Genomic DNA, 19,636 nt, shown 5'->3' on the forward strand with positions numbered 1-19,636 from the left:
ATTTTGGAGCGAATTATCTTAAAAATTATATCGAATCTGGGCATACACCAGACTGTTATCTCTAAATTGTCCTAACACCGTATCATTTCTGCCCCAGAAGCGATCTCCACCTGCATTCAATTGCCAGTGATCATCAAGGCTGTAATTAATACGTACTCTTAACAATTCATTAGGCTCTGGTGCAAAGTAAAACCCTGTTACTTCTAATTTCAGATTGTCATTCAGTAGGTTAAGTGCATAGCGTAGCATAGCTCCATACTGATCTTGCTCATATTGGTTACTGATTGTTTGCTGATAACGGTAGACTGTACTCAATGATGGATTTGTTAGGCTGTTGGCAGATCTAAAATCCTCGGTATGTTTGTATACGCCTACTAAACTCAGTGTGGAATTCTTCAATGCTAATTCTGGACCCATGACCACGGTCAGATTATTTTTTTTGTGCGTAAGATCTTCGCTGCCATTCGAATCAGTGTGCGTATATGCCGCTTCACCTCGCCACACGATATCGTTATGGTTATAACTAAAATCAAATCCATAGACGGACATAGGATTGTTTTTCAGTTGCAATGTTGCCCCTGTTGGAGACGCTGAAAGAACTGACAGATCGGGCATATGATCCAAACCTGAGAAGTACGATGCTCCAACATCCAAACCATCTACAGAATAATCCCAGCGCATTGCAAATGCAGGGCGGCTCTTCTTATCTATTTCATACTGGACACCAGAAATCTGGCGCAATGGAATTACATCTGATCGACTACGCGGATACCACAATGCCGTCCATTTATTGGTTCCTGATTCAGGAATATATGTCAATTTGAGAGCATCATTTCCAAGACGTTGATCTGTCTCATCTGGCACCAGCCGCGTATAGTCACGGGGTGATAGATTATCCGTTGGGTTAATCCCATCAGCTCTCCCCCAGACTACAATCTGGCGACCAACATCGACATAGACTGTCTGATCCAAGTTATAAGAGGCATACAACTCACGTAAGTTGCGATTTACCTTACTCACCCGATCTGGGTTTACAGTATGGTCCGTTTCGTCTCCAATATTTATGTCGTAATGGATCTTAAACTCTGGATTAAACTTGAGCGTACCATTGGACCAGAAACTTGCTTGTCCAATGTTTTTTAATGAACTTAAATCACGATCCGATGACCACATATCGAATCTAGCCGAGTTCTGGCTCACGAAACTAATTTCGCTGTCATCTGCATGAGCATGCTGCAGTAGCATAAAGCTACTGCAGCATACAAATACCCAATAGGTACCTTGCGTCATTTCTCAAGACTCTGCGGTGAGAAAATCTTATCAGATAAGGTTTTTTCTGCGACAAAATCATTGACGATAACTTGTGTCATATGTTGAGTTTGCAGATTTTTCGCCATAGATTTCATGGCCTGCCATCTTGGTTTGACTTTGCCATAAGGGCGGATATTCGTGAATTCAATATGCTTTAACGGTTTACCTGCAGTATCCCAAATGTCGATAGTTGCTGTAACAAAGTTGTCTTTCATTATGCACATGCGACGTTTGCTATAACCAAAGTCACTCTTCACAGTATTATTGATTGGCGTTGCTTCAATCGTGTAGCAATCTTTGCCATTAAATTTACCATCTGCCAGTTTAGTGTACTTCCAGTCACTTAGCTTATAGCCAAGTACATCACCATAACTAAAGTCCGTACCAATAAAAGCATCGCCTTTATTCGCCGATGCCAAACGGCGTACTTTTTTCAATGCAGGCAAATAGACAAACATGCTATCACTGCCTTTTGCATTCTCAATCAACAGCGTCGTGGTGCCCTGTACATCTGCTGGTGAGATGAATTCAGTCAAACGCATATTGTTCTGAGTATTTCCAGCAAGCTTAGTCATATTTTTAGTCAAACGTACGCGTTGCTCGCCGCTTTTAGACGTCAGCACAAATTTCGCACTAGCACTTGAACTCAAAAACTTAGAGGCATCATCACTACGATTAACAATGTCTTGAACTTCATCTGCATAAGATGTTTTAGGCATTGACATGGTGAGTGCAGTACCCAACAAAAGACTTGTCACAACAGTTTGTGCAACGGTAATGTTCTTCTTATTTGAGGGAAAGATAAAACGAGGTTTCAAGATTAGAATCATTGTAGGTACCATAATTAAGGTTGCAAATACACTGAAAAGCATCGCAATCACAATAAACATCGCTAGCCATTGATGCACATGGAAGCCTTGTGATAAGGACAATACGCCATACCCACCAGCAACAGCAGTCGCAACAAAAAGCGAAGCCTTACCAGCAGTACTTAAAGTTTTACGAATAGCGTCTTTGATATCACCACCCTCTTCACTCAAGATTTCTCGCAAGCGATAGAGGAAGTAAATGGCATAATCAGCACCAATACCAACTGCCATGGCGGAGATAAGGGAATTAGGAATATTGAGCGGAATGTTGAGCCAGCCCATCACACCAAAGATCGCAAGAATTGAGAATAGAAGTGGTGTCAGGACAATGAGTCCCGCAGAGAACGAACGGAAAACTAGCGCAGAGATAAAGAATACGGCAAATGAAATCTGTAGAATGTTCATGAGCTTGCCGTGAACCATGGTTTCAGTTAAAGCAATGGTTTGAGTCACATCGCCACCAAAACTTACTACAGCTTTATCACCCAATTGACCCGCCATATACGTTTTTAACGACTCAAGGATTTCTTTGATACGGTGATTACTACCTGTTTTTAGCAGAATCGTGATCTTGGCATAGCGCTGAGTCGTATCAATGTAAGATTCAAAATCAGTCGGCTCACCAGACATTGAGTACAACAGCAGATACTGGGCAACAACATCTTTGGTTGCAGGGACCTGAAATGCCTGTGGCTGATCGGCATTCATTGCCTGATTCATTCTTTTGATATAGTCCACGATAGAGATTGTTTTACCGACCTCTGGAATTGAATTCGCGAACTTTTCTGTATTATCAATCGCTTTTAGGATTTCTGGGTTTTCGATACCATCACGAACCTTTGTATCGACCATGATGTAGAGACTGTTTGTACCACCAAGAGACTGATTCAGAAACCTGTCATCTTGCTGCATCGGTAAGTTGCGCGAGAAGAAGTTGCGGCTATCGTTATCCACCACAATACGGCTAGTGCCGAGAGCAAGAAAAACACCCAATACTGCAATCACAGTCATTAGCATCATTCGCGGACGAACTGACAGAATGACATCACCAATGCGTTTTGGAATCCAGTCCCAAATCGGTAAACCTTTGCGTGCGACCTTGGTAACCGAAGGCGGTGGTAGCATCGAGCGAAGTACAGGAATAAAAGTCATCTCAATGATCAGCGTACTGATGATCCCGATTCCTGTAAAAATACCGAATGAGCGGATGGTCGGAATATTAAAGGTCAACAGCGAGAAGAATCCAGCCGCTGCAATTCCGCCAGCCAATATCATAACCGGACCAACACGAACCATAGACTGCACCACGGCTTCGCTATTCGCAGCTTTAGGTTCCATCCCTTGGGCAGTCAGTCGATCAAAGTCTTCATAGTATCGCTTGAGCAACTGCACTGCATGCCCTGCCGCAATTGCCAGAATCAGAATAGGTGTAGGAGAGTTAAAAATATCCATTGGCTGTTTGAACAGACCCATCATGCCCATACCCCACGCCACAGCCAGTAAAGCTGTAACTAGTGGAAGGATCAAACCCTGCTTACTGCGGAATGCTTCGAAGTGCAATAAACCAATGACTAGTATGGCAATCGGGAACAAGATATTGATCCGTTTAGAGTAATCTTCAGCTTTATCCAAATAAACAGGATTGCCGCCGACACTGATGGTCATATCTTTAGACTGTTCAGCTGCTACGATTTTGTTGATCGGGCCCATCATCTTTTGGAAGCCCTCTGGACTTTCCTCAAGCTCAAGCAAAATAGCAGCAGTTTTCTGATCTTTAGATACCACTGAATTCATGTAAATTGGATTCAGTGCCAGCAGTTTTTTCAGCTGGTCAACATCACTCTCGGTTACAGAACTGTTCGGCAGTAGTTTCTTGGCATCAAATCCATCCGAATTGGCGGTGATCCCTTTGGCCTGACGTGCAGCCAGACTCATCAGAGTAGATCGAACCACGCCCGGAGCATTATCAACTTCTTCGGTAATGCGTTTGACTTTTTCTAACACTTGCGGCTGATAAATATCACCCTGCTTCGGTGTAATACCAATCACGACCATGTACTTGGAGCCGAATTTTTTTTCGATCAGCTTGGTCGAGGTGATATAAGGATGTCCATTAGGTGCAAGTGCGCCTGGATCAATAATAATTTTTACGCCAGATGCAAGATATGCCAAGAAAATCGTCAAAAGCATGACCACAGTCAGCACAATACGGCGATGTCTGAGAATCCATCGCGCATATTGCTCCATTATTGGATGAGTCTTTTGAATTGGCTTTTCAACCTCTTGTGATGATTTTTCGATCTCTTGCGATGGTTTTTCGATCTCTTGCGTTTGCTGACTCACTGCCTCATAGGTTCCACCCTTCTGAGCCAGTGCCTGGAGATTAGCAAGGTCTTTCTTGAACTGGGCAAGAACCATCTTTTTTAGTAGTGCATCGGGAAATACACCAAAAAAGCCGCCTGGTTCTGCCTCAAAGAGCCACTCAATCCATGTACCTTCAGGATGTGGTTTGAAGTGGTAAGTACCCGTATAAAGAAAAGGGCCTTCTAGCACTTGAAAGGCATACAATTCGTTCGGTACCAGATGTGTGATTTCACCTTTAAAGGCCAACTCACGACCAGCAAAGCTCAAACCGATTTCATAATTGCTGCCCACACGCGGAGTATTATCTAGCAGTTCAGAATGCTTACATGACAATTGCCAGCTTGCATCATTGCCCGGATTTGCAAGATATTTAAAAACCTTGTCAATCTCGGCCGGTATGAGGAAAGCATGTTCTATGATCACCATAGTGGTTCTACCTTCTTGTATTTTTTATGCGGGAATTGGATACATCTGATCAATCGTCTGAGCCACAGCCGCGACGTTCTCAGCGAACATAATCGATGAATGGTCACCAGGCAGATCCACTTGAGTAAGCGTATCTTTGATCAGCTGATCCCAGCCCAGACTTTCGCCAAAATCTTCCAGCTCATCTTTGGCCTTAACCAAGAGGATCGGAAAATCTTCTGGCTCTGGGAAATAAGTCTGGAGTGCGACGCCATTCGCCAAATAGGTATCAAAGTAAAGTCGGAAATCTGATGGCTCAGCATCCAGAGGTATAACATTGATAGCCTTAGCTTCTTTAAGCACATGATCAAACATGTGATCTGGACTCAATTCACGCAAGTATTGCGCTGGTATCGTCAGTTTTTTGCCATAAGGCACAGCCAGATCACGAGCAAACCAAGACAAGAGCATGGCATCGTCAGCATCTTCAGGCACATTCTCTGTAATTGGAGCCCGGGTATCGATCATGACAATCCCTGTGACCTGCTGCCCCATTTGACGTAACTGATGACTGATCTCGTATGCAATCGCACCGCCAAAGCACCAGCCACCAAGGAAATAAGGCCCCTCAGGCTGCGTCTTTTGCATTTCAGCAATATAGAGCGTTGCCATGTCTTCAATCGCCACTTCAGCAGCATCTGCTTCAATCAGTCCAGGAGACTGAATAGCGCGCAAGGTACGGTTCGGATTGAGATGGCGCGAAAGCTCCATGTAACAGAAGGTACTACCACCAATTGGATGGAACAGCCACAATGGTTGCTCGTAGGTTCCTCGGCGCATTTCGATTACGATAGAGGGTTTGACTTCTTTATTGTCACGAATGATCTCGCCCAAACTCTCCACGGTGGAGTATTGTGCCAGCAAGGCAACTGGTAGGTCTGTACTAAATGCCTTTTTGAGATGATTGACAAGCTTCACTGCTAATAATGAATGTCCTCCCAACTCAAAGAAATCATCATATATACCGACCCGCTTAACTGACAGAATCTGCTCAAAGGTAGTACACAGCTCGATTTCAATCGAATCGCGTGGTGCAACATAGTCATTGCTCTGCTCAAACACTGGCTCAGGAAATGCCTTACGATCCAACTTATTGTTAGCCGTCATTGGAAACTCATCCAATGTAATAAATGTACTTGGCACCATATAAGCTGGGAGATGGATTTGTAGGGTCTTTTTCAGATCAGCGATGTCAATCTCGTGTCCGATCACATAGGCTACTAGTTTCTGATCGTTACTGGCTGTCGTCTTAACCAACACGACTGCATCTGTGATACCGTCGATCTGTTTGAGAACATTCTCGATTTCGCCTAATTCAATACGGAATCCACGGATCTTGACTTGGAAATCCAGACGTCCGTGATGAGTCAAACGTCCATCCATTCGCAGACAGACTTTATCCCCAGTGCGATAGAGTCGACCAGCATTTGGAAGAGATGGCAAAGTTCTAAATTGCGCATCTGTTAACTCAGGTCGGTGCCAGTAATCAACTGCCAGACCATCGCCTCCGATCCAGAGCTCTCCCATAACGCCCCGTGGTACCAACCGCTGTTGTTCATCTAGAACATAAAGCTGAGTGTTGGCCAGTGGTTCGCCTAAATCAATATATTTTGCATCAGTGATATGGGCTGCACTAGACCACACTGTAGTCTCTGTCGGCCCGTAGACATTCCATAAACAGCTGACTTTGCTCAGCAGTTTTTCTGCGAGTATAGGATCCAGCGCTTCCCCTCCGCTAAGTGCAGTCAGACCTGGGGTGCCGTTCCACTCACTGTCCAAGAGCATTTTCCAAGAGGATGGTGTTGCCTGCATAGCATTGATCGACTTCGCCTGCATATAGTCCACCAGCTGATTACCATCTAAAGACACCTCACGCGGGCACACATGCACCACACCACCGTACATCAATGGAATCAGCAGCTCAACAATTGAAATATCAAATGCATAAGTGGTGATCGCTAACAATTGAGTCTCAGCAGTTGCTTGCAGCCTATCATTCACAGACAGTAAGAAATTGACTATTGAGCTATGCCCAATACGCACGCCTTTAGGCTTACCTGTCGAGCCAGAGGTATACATCACATAAGCAGTATCACCAAAGGCAAGCGTCTCACGCACTTGCTCAAGGGGCACAACACCAGCTTGATTGATATCCAGAAGCGGTACAGAAACTGTGAGAGCATCCATCAACTCGGTTTGGGCCAAGATTACTTTAGGTTCAGCATCTTCGATGATGTTATGTAGACGTTCTCTTGGGAAATTAGGATCAAGCGGTACATATGCTGCTCCTGCCGCCCAGATTCCAAGAATGGCCGCTGGCAATAGCACAGTGCGGTCTAGCATCAGACCTACACGATCGCCGTTGGTAATACCATGTGCACGCAAATATTCAGCGATACCAGCGATATGCTGACCTAACTCGTGATAACTGACAGCATGATCTCTAGAAGTCATAGCATAGTTGTCACCACACTTATCAACCTGCTTCAGAATCATTCCCATTAGATCATGTCTTGGATAGTCAGTAACTTGACCACGCAGGAGGCCTAGCTGGATATTATCCGCATAATTAGGTGCGATATCTAACTCAACAATCTTACGCTCAGGATGAGCCACCATCTCTGATAGTACGACTTGCAGTAGTTGCACCATATTCTCAGCAGACTGTGCAGAGAATAGCTCGGAATTATACTTCAGTACGCCAACCAGCTCGCCCTGATATTCACCGCCCATTTCCAGCGTAAGATCCAGTTGACCTTCTTGCTGGCGAACTGGAAAACTTCCTAAGGTCAGGTCTTGACCAACCAAGGTAGCTGGGGTCTGGATTGGCAAGAGTAGTTCTTTAAACTCATCCATGCCACCTAGACGTTCCCAGAACATTCCCACCTGAGCCAATGGGTTGATACTCCCATCACGCTTTGGCGATACGGCCTCAACCACTCTGGAAAAGGCAACTTTTTGATGTTTTAGGCTCTGTTTTAATTGTTCCTGCACCTGCTGTGTAAATTGACGTAAAGTCTGATCAGCGTCCATGTCTATGTTAAGAGCAATTGTATTAACAAACTGCCCCAGCGCATTGCGCAAAGAACGTTCAAGTCGACCCGCTACTGCTGTAGCAACAACGAGATTATTCTCATTCGATAGTTTGTGCAGCAGGATATAGAAGCCAGATAGTACGAGTCCGAACAACGTGATCTCATAATCTTTCGCCAAGTTCACAAGGCCAGATGATACTAACTCAGGCACACGGAAAGTCACCGAGCTGCCTTTATGTTGCTGCACAGCGGGACGCGAATAATCAAGCGGAATGCTATGCACATGTGGTGCATGCTGCAACGCATTTTTCCAGAAAATTAGGCTTTCATCAGCATCATCGGTCGCGGCGCTCTGCTGCTTATCCGCATACTGTGCGAACTCGATTCCGTTCACTGCATTCGACTCTGTAACCAGTCCAAAACGTTTACAGACATCACGAAGCAAGAGGCCAATCGACCAGAAATCCATTAGGGCATGATGAATCACGACCGCAATCACGTAGTGATTCTGACCGCGCTCATAACAATGAATACGCCACAATGGTGGCTGTGTCAGGTCAAATGGTTGCTTGGTATCCTGTTCGACCAATTGCGTCAAATCAGAAGCTTCAACATGGCGAGCATCAGAGAAAATAATATTAGGATAGATACGATCCCAGATCAGTTGCTCAATTCCCTGATCATTGGCAGGCATGCTTACACGTAGTAACGGATAATCATGCATCACCGCTTCCAGAATCTCCATCGGCTTATTGCCTAATGGTTGGTTGACCTTTATATCAAAAGCCACCACCATATTGTAGGCACTGCAAGTTGGCTCAAGACGCTGGATATACCAAATACCAAGCTGCTCTGCAGAAATCGCGTGACGCGACAGAATTTCTGGTTCTAGGCGTGCAATGTTGTTCATGAAGCAACTCCCTGCTGCAACTCAGAAACGAGGTATTCAGCCAACTCATTGATTGTTGGGTAATCCCAGAGTAGTGTTGGTTCAAGTTCCAGTTTTGTAAGATCTTCTAAGTCCCCAGACACCGACAAAGCAACGATTGAATCAAGTCCATAACTGGTAAATTTTTGCTCTGGATCAATCGTCTCAGGCTCTACACGCATTTCTTTAGCTACTAGCGTACGAATGATCGCGCTCCAGTAAGTTTTATCCTTATTCATGGGGTAATCTCCTCTTTAACTGGTTTGGCATCACGCGGTGCCAATGCAAAATCGATAACAGATAACATATGGTTGTTTGAAATTCGGTCCAGCAGATCTGCCAATGTGCTTTCACGTAGTGACGTCTTCGGAGGGGAGGTCTGCCCTTCAGCAGCATTTAAGAAAATGATCAGCCATGCACCATCCTGCAAAGCAGGTCTTAAGCCATGACGGTTAAAGATCCAGAAACCCAGCACAGCAATACGAGAAAATAACTCGGCATAGTCGCGGGCCAAACTGAAACGCAAAGTTTCAAACTCTTTAGCCGCCTCTGAATTTGAGAAATAATCCTGAATTTTTTGATCTAGCGTGCGTTGCTCGATAAGAAGTTGATCAGCTCGCTCGCGTAGCGTGGATAGGGTCTCAGCAGTCACTCCCACTGTAGCGTCAGCATCGTTGAGCATTTCGATGATCGTTCCCAGTGACTCCATCACTAAGTCACCATCACGGTTGAATATCTCAAGCTCGCGAAAATCAATAGCGTCCGTTTCCACCTGTAAGTCATATAACTGGCAATAGCGTGCTTTAGCTTCGGCTTGATCGAGATGGTCGGCTTTTTTGCTGCGTCCTTTATTGGCAGATTTGATTTGAAAACTTAGGCTGTCTAGACAGACGGTGCTACTGCCGTCAAACACACTAACAATCAGATGGTCTCTGAAGGCTTTCTGGTACATTCCATCTGCATATGCATTTCTTAAGAAAAAACGCGACCCAAGCACTGAGGAAGTGATCTTAGCCAGTGACTCTACATACTCAGGCACTAATACCTTAATGATCGGTGACCATGTGCTGAACTGATTGATACAAACATGTAACCCACGCGCGCCAACCAGTGACAACACCTCAGCCGCTAACAGATATGCATAGGCCGTAGCCAGTTGCTCACGCACCAGCGGAATGCTTATTACTTTTTTGTTATACAACTCGCGCTCGATAGCAAACTCAGTCGCGATGCGCAGCATCGTATCGCCCGCCCCCAAAGAGAAGCTGCTGCAATATGCACGCGTCACCTGTAGCGTCTTGAGTCCAAGCTCCAACCCCTGACCTTCTTCACCAATCAGAGCATCTTTGTGAATTTCAGCATTGTTAAAGCCAATACCGCTGATATCTAACCCACGCATACCCACTGTTGGCAGGCGGTTCAGGCTATAAGTCCCCTTAGAAACCATATGACGCTTATCAAGCCAGAATGCACTCAGGCTACGTGGTCCACGGTCATCCGACGTTTTAGCAATCAGACTTAAAGAGTCACCTAGAGTCGCGCGATTGATTGACCATTTTTCGCCATTTAGAACGTACTTGTTCTCGGCAGATTGTGCAGTTACTTCACTAGATAACAGGTCAGCCCCATGCGCTTTTTCACTATAAGCCAGTGCAGGTGCAGCACCACTCAAAATTCGACTAGCGATGTTTTGGCATTGGTTCGCATTACCACCGATCCATACGATCACCGACCAAGCATTCGTGCTATAGGTCGAATTGATGGTTAGATCACGTCGTGCCAGCACACGATGCAGATATAGCAACTCTTCACCAATTTCCATGCGACCTCCTAGCTCTGAAGGTACATAAAAACGGTTCATGCCCACGGCATTCAGAAAATCAACAGCACGCTGAGGGTATTGCTCCTTCTCATCACGCTCAATGGCAGCGGACCAAGAAAAATCATTATTGGTATCATGTACGGAGCCTAAAATTTGCTCCAGACGAGCAGCAGATTGAAACTGCCGCAAATTGGACGTAAGTGACATGAGTTTTTGCTCAAATGATTAAAGGGTAAGGATTAAAACAAAGCACTTTTCAGACGATTAAAAATGAGCGCGCGTACTTCACGTTCCTTGATCATTGAGTTGAGTAGATTGGAGCTATAACGAATCAATTGCCCCCGCTGCTCACGATCACGGATGACTTCTAAGCCGTTCTTGACATAGTTTCGGGCCATCACCGTTCTACGGTTTGGATGGGTTAAACAAATCAGTTGACCGCGCTCGATCTGCTCTTTAATTTTTCTTCTTCTGATTTTTCCGCTGGTGGTCTTATTGATCCGACCTTGATGCAGCAAATAAACACCTTCTACAGGCAAGCCGATATCAGCCGCCACTTGCTCTTTAACCTGAGTTCTGATGGCGTCAAAATTAAGAGTCTTGTCTATCGATTTCTTTTTGATCTCAAGTACAACGGTGACACCGTCAGAATTACCGAAGTTCACTGCTGCGACACAGCCTTTACGGACAGCAGGATGTGCCGTTTCAACAGAACACTCGATATCTTGTGGGTAATAGTTTTTGCCACGGATAATAATCACATCCTTAAGGCGACCAGTCACATACAGGTCTCCATTTTTAACAAAGCCCATATCACCCGTTCTCAAGTAATGCCCTTGACTAGGCTTGCCTGCTTTGCCAAGGATGGTTGCAGCAAAGATTTCCTGATTGACCTCGGGTTTTTGCCAGTAACCCGCAGTGACACTCTCACCTGCTAACCAGATTTCACCGACTTCATCAGCCCCTACCTCTTTGTGGGTATTCGGATTGACAATACGGCAATCAATATGTACGGAGATCTTGCCACAGCTCACCACTTGCACGGCTGTCTGGTCTTGACTGGTCTGCACCAAATTGGCATTCAACTTTTCACGATCGATTGAAATAGCATTGAGAGGACCAGTCACACCACTGACTAAGAGCGTAACTTCTGCCAAGCCATAGCACGGTAAGAAAGTATCCAGTCTCAATTTCGACTGAGTATTGAACTTCTCCATGAAACGCTGCATGACATTAGCCTTGATTGGCTCGGCACCGTTAAACATCACACGCACACGGCTCAGATCAAGCGATGCAGCCTCATCATCCGAGATGCGATGCAGACACAGTTCATAGGCAAAGTTTGGCCCACCACTAATCGTGACACCTTTTTCGCTCATGAATTTCAGCCACTTAAGAGGTTTACGGATAAAATCCAGCGGTGACATCACATAGCAGGTCAGGCCCACATACACAGTCTGTAAAACTGAACCGATCAATCCCATGTCATGATAGACGGGTAGCCATGTAAGACCGATATCATCGGGTTGTGTACCAAAAGCTTCAGCAATCATGACTTCGTTTGCCATGATATTTTTATGTGTGACGATCACACCTTTAGGCCAACCTGTTGACCCAGAAGTGTATTGAAGGAAGCAGATATCTTCTTCAGCAATGTGAGGAAAATCCTTTTCCACCAAGTCACGCTGTAATTCGGCATCAACGGCATGCAATATTAAATTTTCATTTTGAGCTTTTAATGTGATAAGACCTGATAGCTCAAGAATCTTTTTAGTTGTGAGTACTATCTTTGGCTCACAGTCATTCATAATATTCAAAATATTAGAAAAACCGTTGCGGTTAAAAGGCAAGCTGACTGGTACTGCGATAATTTTAGCTTTCAGACAGGCGAAGAACGATACAATAAAATCCAGCCCAGGCTCGAACAGCAACACGGCGCGATCGCCACTGTCTACAAGATTCATTAATATTTGAGCTTGACGTTGAACCCGCACATTCAAATCTTCATACGTCAGAGACTGAATACCACCAGATTGGCGTCCTAAATACTCGAAAGCAACCTTAGCTCCATTTAAATTTGCGTGGGATTCCAATGTTGCAATGATATTATCCGTATCCATTACAGCCATAACTTACTCCGATTAATTATAATTCACCCTTAAAACTCGCTAATTCAGAAATTACGTTTCTAGCTGGGGCTTTTAATAAAAATGAATATACTTTTTTGTTTAAAATATAAATTCACATTATATTTTATGTGCGAGTGTATTTTATTACACCTGTAAGGGTTTACAGGTTGACTTGTATTTATTGAAAATTAAGACCCTAGATTTCTCTCATAAATTATTTTTATTCAGTTTAATATCGTGAGCTCTGGTAATTAAATTAAATCTCACCCCATCTTTTGCTTCTATTTCGATAATATTTAACGAGGCTTCTAAAGGTTTTTGCATGCTAACTATAGGCACTGTTCGTATTCTTATTTTGTTAATCTCTTGATGGTAGATCACGTATTCAGCATCTAATTTACTGTGTGTTTTCTTTTCTTAATGGCCATAGAAGATTCAGGTAAAATCTCCTAACAGCCTTTATTTACAAGGATAAAGTACCTAAATAAATCTGCTTCAATTGGCATTTGAATAGTTTAAAATTATGCACAACACCGTGACTAATATATAACCCTATAAATCAATAAATTTCATCTTCGGAGGACTCATAAATTATGAATACTCAATTTTCTAACAAGAGCATTAATTAAAAAAATATTTTTATTTATAAAATAAGTTTATTCGTTATTTTATTATTAACACCAAAAGATTATAACAACTCAACCACTCCATTAAATTCAATTGAAAAATATAAATCTCTTACAAACAAACCATTCTATACAAATTTAATTTTAATTAAAATCTTCTTAAATTTAAAAATAACTTTAACAAAATTTTTTAGTTTAAATACAAACCTAATAATTATTTATTATATTAAACTCCTTGATTATTTATATATCTACCTCTATAAAATTCCCAACATCACCGCTCGAATAGCTGCTGAAATTTTATTATTCACATTTAGCTTCTGCATTGAATTTCCAAGATGAAAATTTACTGTTCTTTCAGTCACCCCGAGAATCTGCGCAATCTCTGCTGACGTTTTACCTTCAGCAGTCCAACGTAGAACCTCTTTTTCTCGGTTCGTTAAATAAAGATTAAACTGAGCAAATTCTGCTTCATTCACAATTTTAGCGATACTGGAATGCACAGTCTGAGACAGCCAGTACATATTGGTATAATGAGCTTTCTGCTCTTTTTCTGATAATTGATCAGTGGATCTTGCTAACGTTAACATCCCCCTTGTACCAATAAAGTCACGGCTTGACTGCGCCCAACCAACATTTAAGCCATAAGAGCGTGCCTCTTCCCAAAAATCTTTTTGAGATTGTGTGTTCGCAGATTGGCTCGACCAGACAAGAGGTTGAAGTGACAGCATACAATGCTGTACAGTTGGATCTACCACCACATATTGTTGTTTAACATAACGTTTCTGCCATGCTTCGGGATAATTATTCAACATAATCGTTTTTGGTTCAGCAATAGATAATGGCGACTGCATACCATAAGCACAATAATCAAATCCAAGCTTTGAAGCTGTAGATTTGACTACCTCAAATAGCTGATATTCATTTTTTACCATCAGAGATGCTGATAGTAGATCTTCTTGCCAATTTTCCATTTACTCTCATTAAACCTCATGCATAAATCATTTTTATTTAGTTGCATATAGTGAATTCATAATCCAATTAACAACATTTTTGAGCCTGAGAGGATGGTAAATTTTCTGGATAAACTGGTTTCAGAAAGCTTTTTAAGGTTGTTATATTGCATATGCGGATTATGCTTGAAAGCCTCAGATTTACAGGATGCATTTTATTCCAAAAATGAGTATTTTTTACTTTTAAATAGAGCCTATTATTTATTCTTATTTGTATATTTCTATTAATTTAACTAAAGAATAATTTCTATTAGCGATACAGTCTATAGTTTTACATTTATTATCTAGTGATAGCCTAGAATAATTATAATGACTCCGAAAATATTGTTTTAATAATAGGATAGATATTATCTACAATGCACATGATAAACTTAAACTATTGATAATCTTGAAACAAGCAACTCTCATATGGAAGCTATAAAAGGCTCAATTTCTGTATATGTAAAACTCGCTGTCTGGAGTACTTTCTAAAGAACAGCTTAACGTTGTGTATCACCAGATTACGGTTAACCTGTAAAACCTAACAGTATTTTGTTGGCAATAATTTATGTTATTTATCTACAGAACTGCAATTCAAGTCACTTGAACAGGTAGCATGGTCACAATCCCCCCTGATTTCTCAATCTCAACTGATGGTTTTATTCGGATGAATGAAATCCAGCTTATGAATTATCCCCTCCAGCACCTCATATCTACTGTTGAATCAACACAAATTGAAGATTCTCAAATTCTCTATTATGGTTTTACTGAATGGGCAACATCACTGACTCCAGCTTTAAGCACTGGATGGGACTGGGAATTTATTGAGGACAATGGAATTGCTAGCTTAAAACGAATTGGGCTACCTCGAAGCAATATCATGATTGTTGATATATCTGGTACAGATATTGGGTTTGATATTACTGAAACATTAATCGAAAAAAAAATAGATACTTTGTTTTGGGAACAGTTCATTTATGCTCAAATCAATACAACGCAAACAAAGACTAAATTAAGTCCAAATTTCTCTTAGAAACCTGTAAATTCTTACAGTTACCACCTTTCCAGCTGTCAAGTAAAGTCGCCTGAAAAATAAGTGGAAGCACTTGTAATGAATGTTATTGCTGGATTCCAAAACAATTTTTCAGAAGTCCTATATACCAAATTTAAAAGTTACCGCTACAAGGTATTTGTTGAACATTTGGGTTGGGAGTTGAACTGTCCAAATAATGAAGAACTAGATCAATTTGATAAAATCGATACAGCTTACGTCGTCGCTCAAGATAGAGAATCCAATATTATTGGCTGTGCCAGACTACTCCCCACGACTCAGCCCTATTTACTAGGTGAAATATTTCCTCAATTAATGAATGGAATGCCTACTCCTTGCTCACCAGAAATTTGGGAATTATCAAGATTTTCAGCCGTAGATTTCTCGAATCCACCGACCTCTGCTAATCAAGCAGTGTCATCCCCAGTCTCTATTGCAATTCTGCAAGAAGCGATCGACTTTGCAAGAGAACAAGGTGCAAAACAACTTATTACCACCTCACCTCTTGGGGTAGAGCGATTATTACGTGCTGCGGGTTTTCGTGCTCATCGTGCAGGCCCGCCAATGGTTATCGATGGATATGCCATGTTTGCATGCTTGATTGAAGTGTAGTGGGTTAAATCAAAGTCTAAGAATATTGGTGACATTGCAAAGTGAAGATCTTAAGCCCAAATCTCGTTTCACTCGCTAAATTTCAAAAGCCCTAGTCAAAAGATTAGGGCTTTTCTCTATTTAAAGTTTCGAACTTAATATTAAGAATCAGTAATTTTGGTTTTCAAATTTAATTCTGCTTTCTTATGATAATTCTCATCAGTTTTAGTCTGCCAATCACGTGGCATAAATGAAGTCGATATGATCGCAACGATAGCCATAGATCCAATATAAATCATAATTAAATAAGGATTACCCTGTCCAACACTTAAAAGTTTTGTCGCAATTAACGGTGCTAAACCACCACCAAGTACCCCAGCCAACTGTACCGAAATTGAGATTCCGCTATAACGGATTTCTGCCGGAAATTGACGGGCAAAAAGCTGAGCTTGCGGCGCATACATAATTGGGAACACAACGCCAATCGCTAAAACAATTGCTGTCCAGACTAATACCGGGTCTTTTGTGTTAAGCATGGTGAAAAATGGATAGCAGTAAAGTGCCAATATGCATAAACCAAACATGAACATATTGCGCTGACCGACTTTATCTGACAAATGTCCACAGAATGGGGTCATAAATAGAATGACTATTGCACCGCAAATGGTAGCAAACAAAATGTCTTGGCGTGGAATTCCAAGTTGTGCAGTGGTATAAGCCAATGTAAAGGTTGAAGCAATATAGAACCATGCGTTCTCGGCAGCACGCGCCAAAATAATAGTGATGAGTTGCTTCGGATGGTTTTTAAAAACTTGTAAAGCAGGAACTTTAACTTCTTCAGACTGCTGTTTTACTTTTTCAAAATCTGGTGACTCTGGTACTTTCACCCGAATGTACCAACCTACTGCCAGTAAAATAATGCTGGCAAGAAATGGTAAACGCCAACCCCAGCTAAACAGCGCTTCTTCAGGTAATAACGACACCAGCCCGAGTGCAATTGAGGCTAGCATTAAACCGCCACCTGTACTGGCTTGAGGTAAACTTCCCCAAAAGCCCTTACCGCCTTCAGGTGCATGTTCAACGGCCATGAGCACAGCACCCCCCCATTCACCGCCCATTGCCATCCCTTGAATGAAGCGTAAGATCACCAAACCAATCGCAGCCCAGTAACCAATTGACTCATAAGTCGGTAATAAGCCAATCAGTACTGTTGGGATCCCCATTAACATCAGCGTTAACAACAACATCGACTTACGGCCAATCTTGTCACCAAAATGACCAAAGACTAGCCCCCCTAGTGGTCGCCCAATAAACCCAACGGCATAGGTGGCAAATGCAGCAAGCACACCCGTAAGGGCATCTAGATTTGGGAAAAATAATTTATTAAAAATCAGCGCCGCCGCCGCACCGTAAATAAAAAAGTCATACCACTCAATGGTGGTGCCGACCATGCTAGAGATGCCTGCTAATCGATGTGACGACTTTTTAGTATTTGAACCGTTTCCATGTACTGTTTGCATCGTAATATCCTTTTTAGATTTTTTTGTTTTATCTTTTTTATGCTTATGACCAGCCCTGACCATAAGCATTTTCAGGTCTCGCTTTATCTCCTTAAGCTTTTTATGTTTTTGTAATGCGGTTTAGCTCAATTTTTCTAAAATTGGCTCAAATTTCGAATTACGTTCTTGCCACTGTGGTTGTTTGTCTTTATCGACAATGAGTGCACGAACACCTTCAATAAAATCACCATGCTCAAACCAGATATCCTGTAAATCACGTTCAAGCTGCATACACTGCGGTAAAGAAAGCCCACGGCCTAAATGTTGTAATTTCAAACTGGTTTGTTTGGCAATAAATGAACGCTGCTGCAAAATACTGAGCATCTTACTTGCCCAAGTTTTTAAGCTTTCATCTTTTTCATTTTCAAGACTTTGCTCGATTTCATCTAAATGCTGAAAGCCGAAGTGTTTACGAATGCCTTCCGCCAATTGTTTGAGCTCACTTTCGGCAGGACGAGTAATAAATTGAGTAATGATTTGCTCAATTCCTTCTTTACTTAAACTTGGCGTATCAACAAGTGCTTCTTGCAATGTTTGTAACTGCTCGCTTGGCACATGGTAGTCAATTAAATCGAGATAGAGTGCATCGCTACTGCTGATCTGCTCACCCGTAATTGCCATATAAACGCCGATATCATCAAGTCGAGACAGGAAGTGTGTTGCTCCAACGTCTGGGAAAAAACCAATGGCAGTTTCAGGCATGGCAAATCTAGACTTTTCACTGCTTACCACAATGTGACAAGCCTGAGCCAAGCCAAAACCGCCACCTAATACATAGCCATCAAGTACAACAATGACTGGCTTTGCATATTCACGCAGTTCATTCAACATTTTATATTCGGCACTAAAGTAGCCTTTGTAGTCGGCCGTGCCATTTTTATAACTGTCATAGAGATAGCGAATATCACCACCTGCACAGAAGGCTTTTGGGCTATTTGATTTGATTAAAACTGCCTGAATAGCAGCATCATTTCGCCACAGTTCCAATTGGGCACCAATACTTTTAATCATATCTAGCGACAATGCATTGAGATGAGTCACACGGTCTAAGGTAATCACGCCGAGTTTACCTTGTCGCTCAATCATTAAGTGATTTTCTGTATTCATTTTATTGATCTCTTATTGATTTTTAAAATTTGGTTTTCGTTTTTCAACGAACGCCTGCATTCCTTCTTTTTGGTCAAATGTTGCAAATATTGAATGGAACATACGTCTTTCAAAACGCAAGCCTTCAGTCAGATTTACTTCAAAAGCTCGATTGATGGTTTCTTTAAGCATCATATTTGCGGTTAAAGATCGTGCCGCAATTTTTTCAGCTGCTTGCAAGGTTTGTTCAAGTAATTCTTCTTTGCTAAACACACGTGCAACCAAACCACTTTGCTCTGCTTCTACAGCGCCCATTTGACGAGCGGTAAAACACATTTCCATTGCTTTGGCTTTACCAATAGCATGGGTTAAGCGTTGTGTACCACCAATACCCGGAATTACCCCTAAGGTGACTTCAGGTAAGCCAAACTTGGCGTTGTCAGCACAATAAATAAAGTCACACATAAGTGCCAATTCACAGCCACCACCTAATGCATAACCGCTGACCGCAGCAATTAGAGGTTTACGGCGCTGTGCGATACGGTCTGCAAGATGGAAAAAGTCATCAAAATAAATATCAGGAAATGCTAAATCAGCCATTTCTTTAATGTCTGCACCTGCGGCAAAAGCTTTTTCAGAACCTGCCAATACCATGCAACCAATTTCGCGGTCTTTTTCGAGCTGATCTAATGCCTGATTAATTTCACTAATTAATTCGCTGTTTAAAGCATTGAGCGCTTGAGGGCGATTTAATGTAATCAGTCCAACTCCATTACGCTTTTCTAATAAAATACTTTGCCACTGCATT

Annotated in this window: 12 protein-coding genes; 2 read left to right on the forward strand and 10 right to left on the reverse strand. The window is 42.3% G+C overall.

Annotation, left to right across the window (positions count from 1 at the left end; all coding sequences use genetic code 11):
* Nucleotides 1-18 precede the first annotated feature (18 nt).
* From WA249_RS12015 to abaR, 7 genes are all read right to left on the reverse strand, one after another.
* Nucleotides 19-1,290, reverse strand: coding sequence for a porin (locus WA249_RS12015; protein WP_336168961.1), 1,272 nt, complete (start codon nt 1,288-1,290; stop codon nt 19-21).
* Entirely contained in the window at nt 1,287-4,970 is a 3,684-nt protein-coding gene (locus WA249_RS12020; RefSeq protein ID WP_336168963.1) for an outer membrane lipoprotein-sorting protein, read from the reverse strand. The genes WA249_RS12015 and WA249_RS12020 overlap by 4 nt, the downstream gene beginning before the upstream one ends.
* Nucleotides 4,971-4,994: 24 nt before the next feature.
* Nucleotides 4,995-8,954: a non-ribosomal peptide synthetase gene (locus WA249_RS12025; RefSeq protein ID WP_336168965.1), complete on the reverse strand. Its 3,960-nt coding sequence runs from the start codon at nt 8,952-8,954 to the stop codon at nt 4,995-4,997.
* Complete coding sequence (locus WA249_RS12030; RefSeq protein WP_336168967.1) at nt 8,951-9,211, reverse strand: acyl carrier protein; 261 nt, start codon at nt 9,209-9,211, stop codon at nt 8,951-8,953. Before WA249_RS12030 ends, WA249_RS12025 begins: the two co-directional genes overlap by 4 nt.
* Entirely contained in the window at nt 9,208-10,983 is a 1,776-nt protein-coding gene (locus WA249_RS12035; RefSeq protein ID WP_336169144.1) for an acyl-CoA dehydrogenase, read from the reverse strand. Before WA249_RS12035 ends, WA249_RS12030 begins: the two co-directional genes overlap by 4 nt.
* Nucleotides 10,984-11,033: 50 nt before the next feature.
* Nucleotides 11,034-12,923 carry a fatty acyl-AMP ligase gene (locus WA249_RS12040; RefSeq protein ID WP_336168968.1) on the reverse strand — a complete coding sequence of 630 codons (1,890 nt, stop codon included), beginning with the start codon at nt 12,921-12,923 and terminating at the stop codon, nt 11,034-11,036.
* 883 nt (nt 12,924-13,806) lie between these two features.
* A complete protein-coding gene (gene abaR, locus WA249_RS12045; protein ID WP_336168970.1) occupies nt 13,807-14,523 on the reverse strand; it encodes a LuxR family transcriptional regulator AbaR in 717 nt (238 codons plus the stop codon).
* Between the two features lie 634 nt (nt 14,524-15,157).
* On the opposite strand from abaR, the gene WA249_RS12050 reads away from it, so the two are divergent.
* On the forward strand, nt 15,158-15,574 hold the full coding sequence (locus WA249_RS12050; protein ID WP_336168972.1) for a DUF4902 domain-containing protein: 417 nt from the start codon (nt 15,158-15,160) through the stop codon (nt 15,572-15,574).
* Nucleotides 15,575-15,637: 63 nt separating this feature from the next.
* The gene (gene abaI / locus WA249_RS12055) at nt 15,638-16,204 is read left to right on the forward strand and encodes an acyl-homoserine-lactone synthase AbaI (protein ID WP_336168975.1); all 567 of its coding nucleotides are present in this window, start codon (nt 15,638-15,640) and stop codon (nt 16,202-16,204) included.
* Between the two features lie 140 nt (nt 16,205-16,344).
* Here abaI and WA249_RS12060 read toward each other — a convergent pair whose 3' ends face one another.
* The 3 genes from WA249_RS12060 to WA249_RS12070 form a co-directional block, all read right to left on the reverse strand.
* Complete coding sequence (locus WA249_RS12060) at nt 16,345-17,703, reverse strand: MFS transporter (RefSeq protein WP_336168977.1); 1,359 nt, start codon at nt 17,701-17,703, stop codon at nt 16,345-16,347.
* 120 nt (nt 17,704-17,823) lie between these two features.
* On the reverse strand, nt 17,824-18,849 hold the full coding sequence (locus WA249_RS12065; RefSeq protein WP_336168979.1) for an enoyl-CoA hydratase/isomerase family protein: 1,026 nt from the start codon (nt 18,847-18,849) through the stop codon (nt 17,824-17,826).
* A gap of 12 nt (nt 18,850-18,861) precedes the next feature.
* Entirely contained in the window at nt 18,862-19,635 is a 774-nt protein-coding gene (locus tag WA249_RS12070) for an enoyl-CoA hydratase (RefSeq protein ID WP_046813271.1), read from the reverse strand.
* Nucleotide 19,636 lies beyond the last annotated feature (1 nt).

The sequence above is a fragment of the Acinetobacter sp. 161(2023) genome, assembly GCF_037027805.1.
In the GTDB taxonomy this organism is placed as follows: domain Bacteria; phylum Pseudomonadota; class Gammaproteobacteria; order Pseudomonadales; family Moraxellaceae; genus Acinetobacter.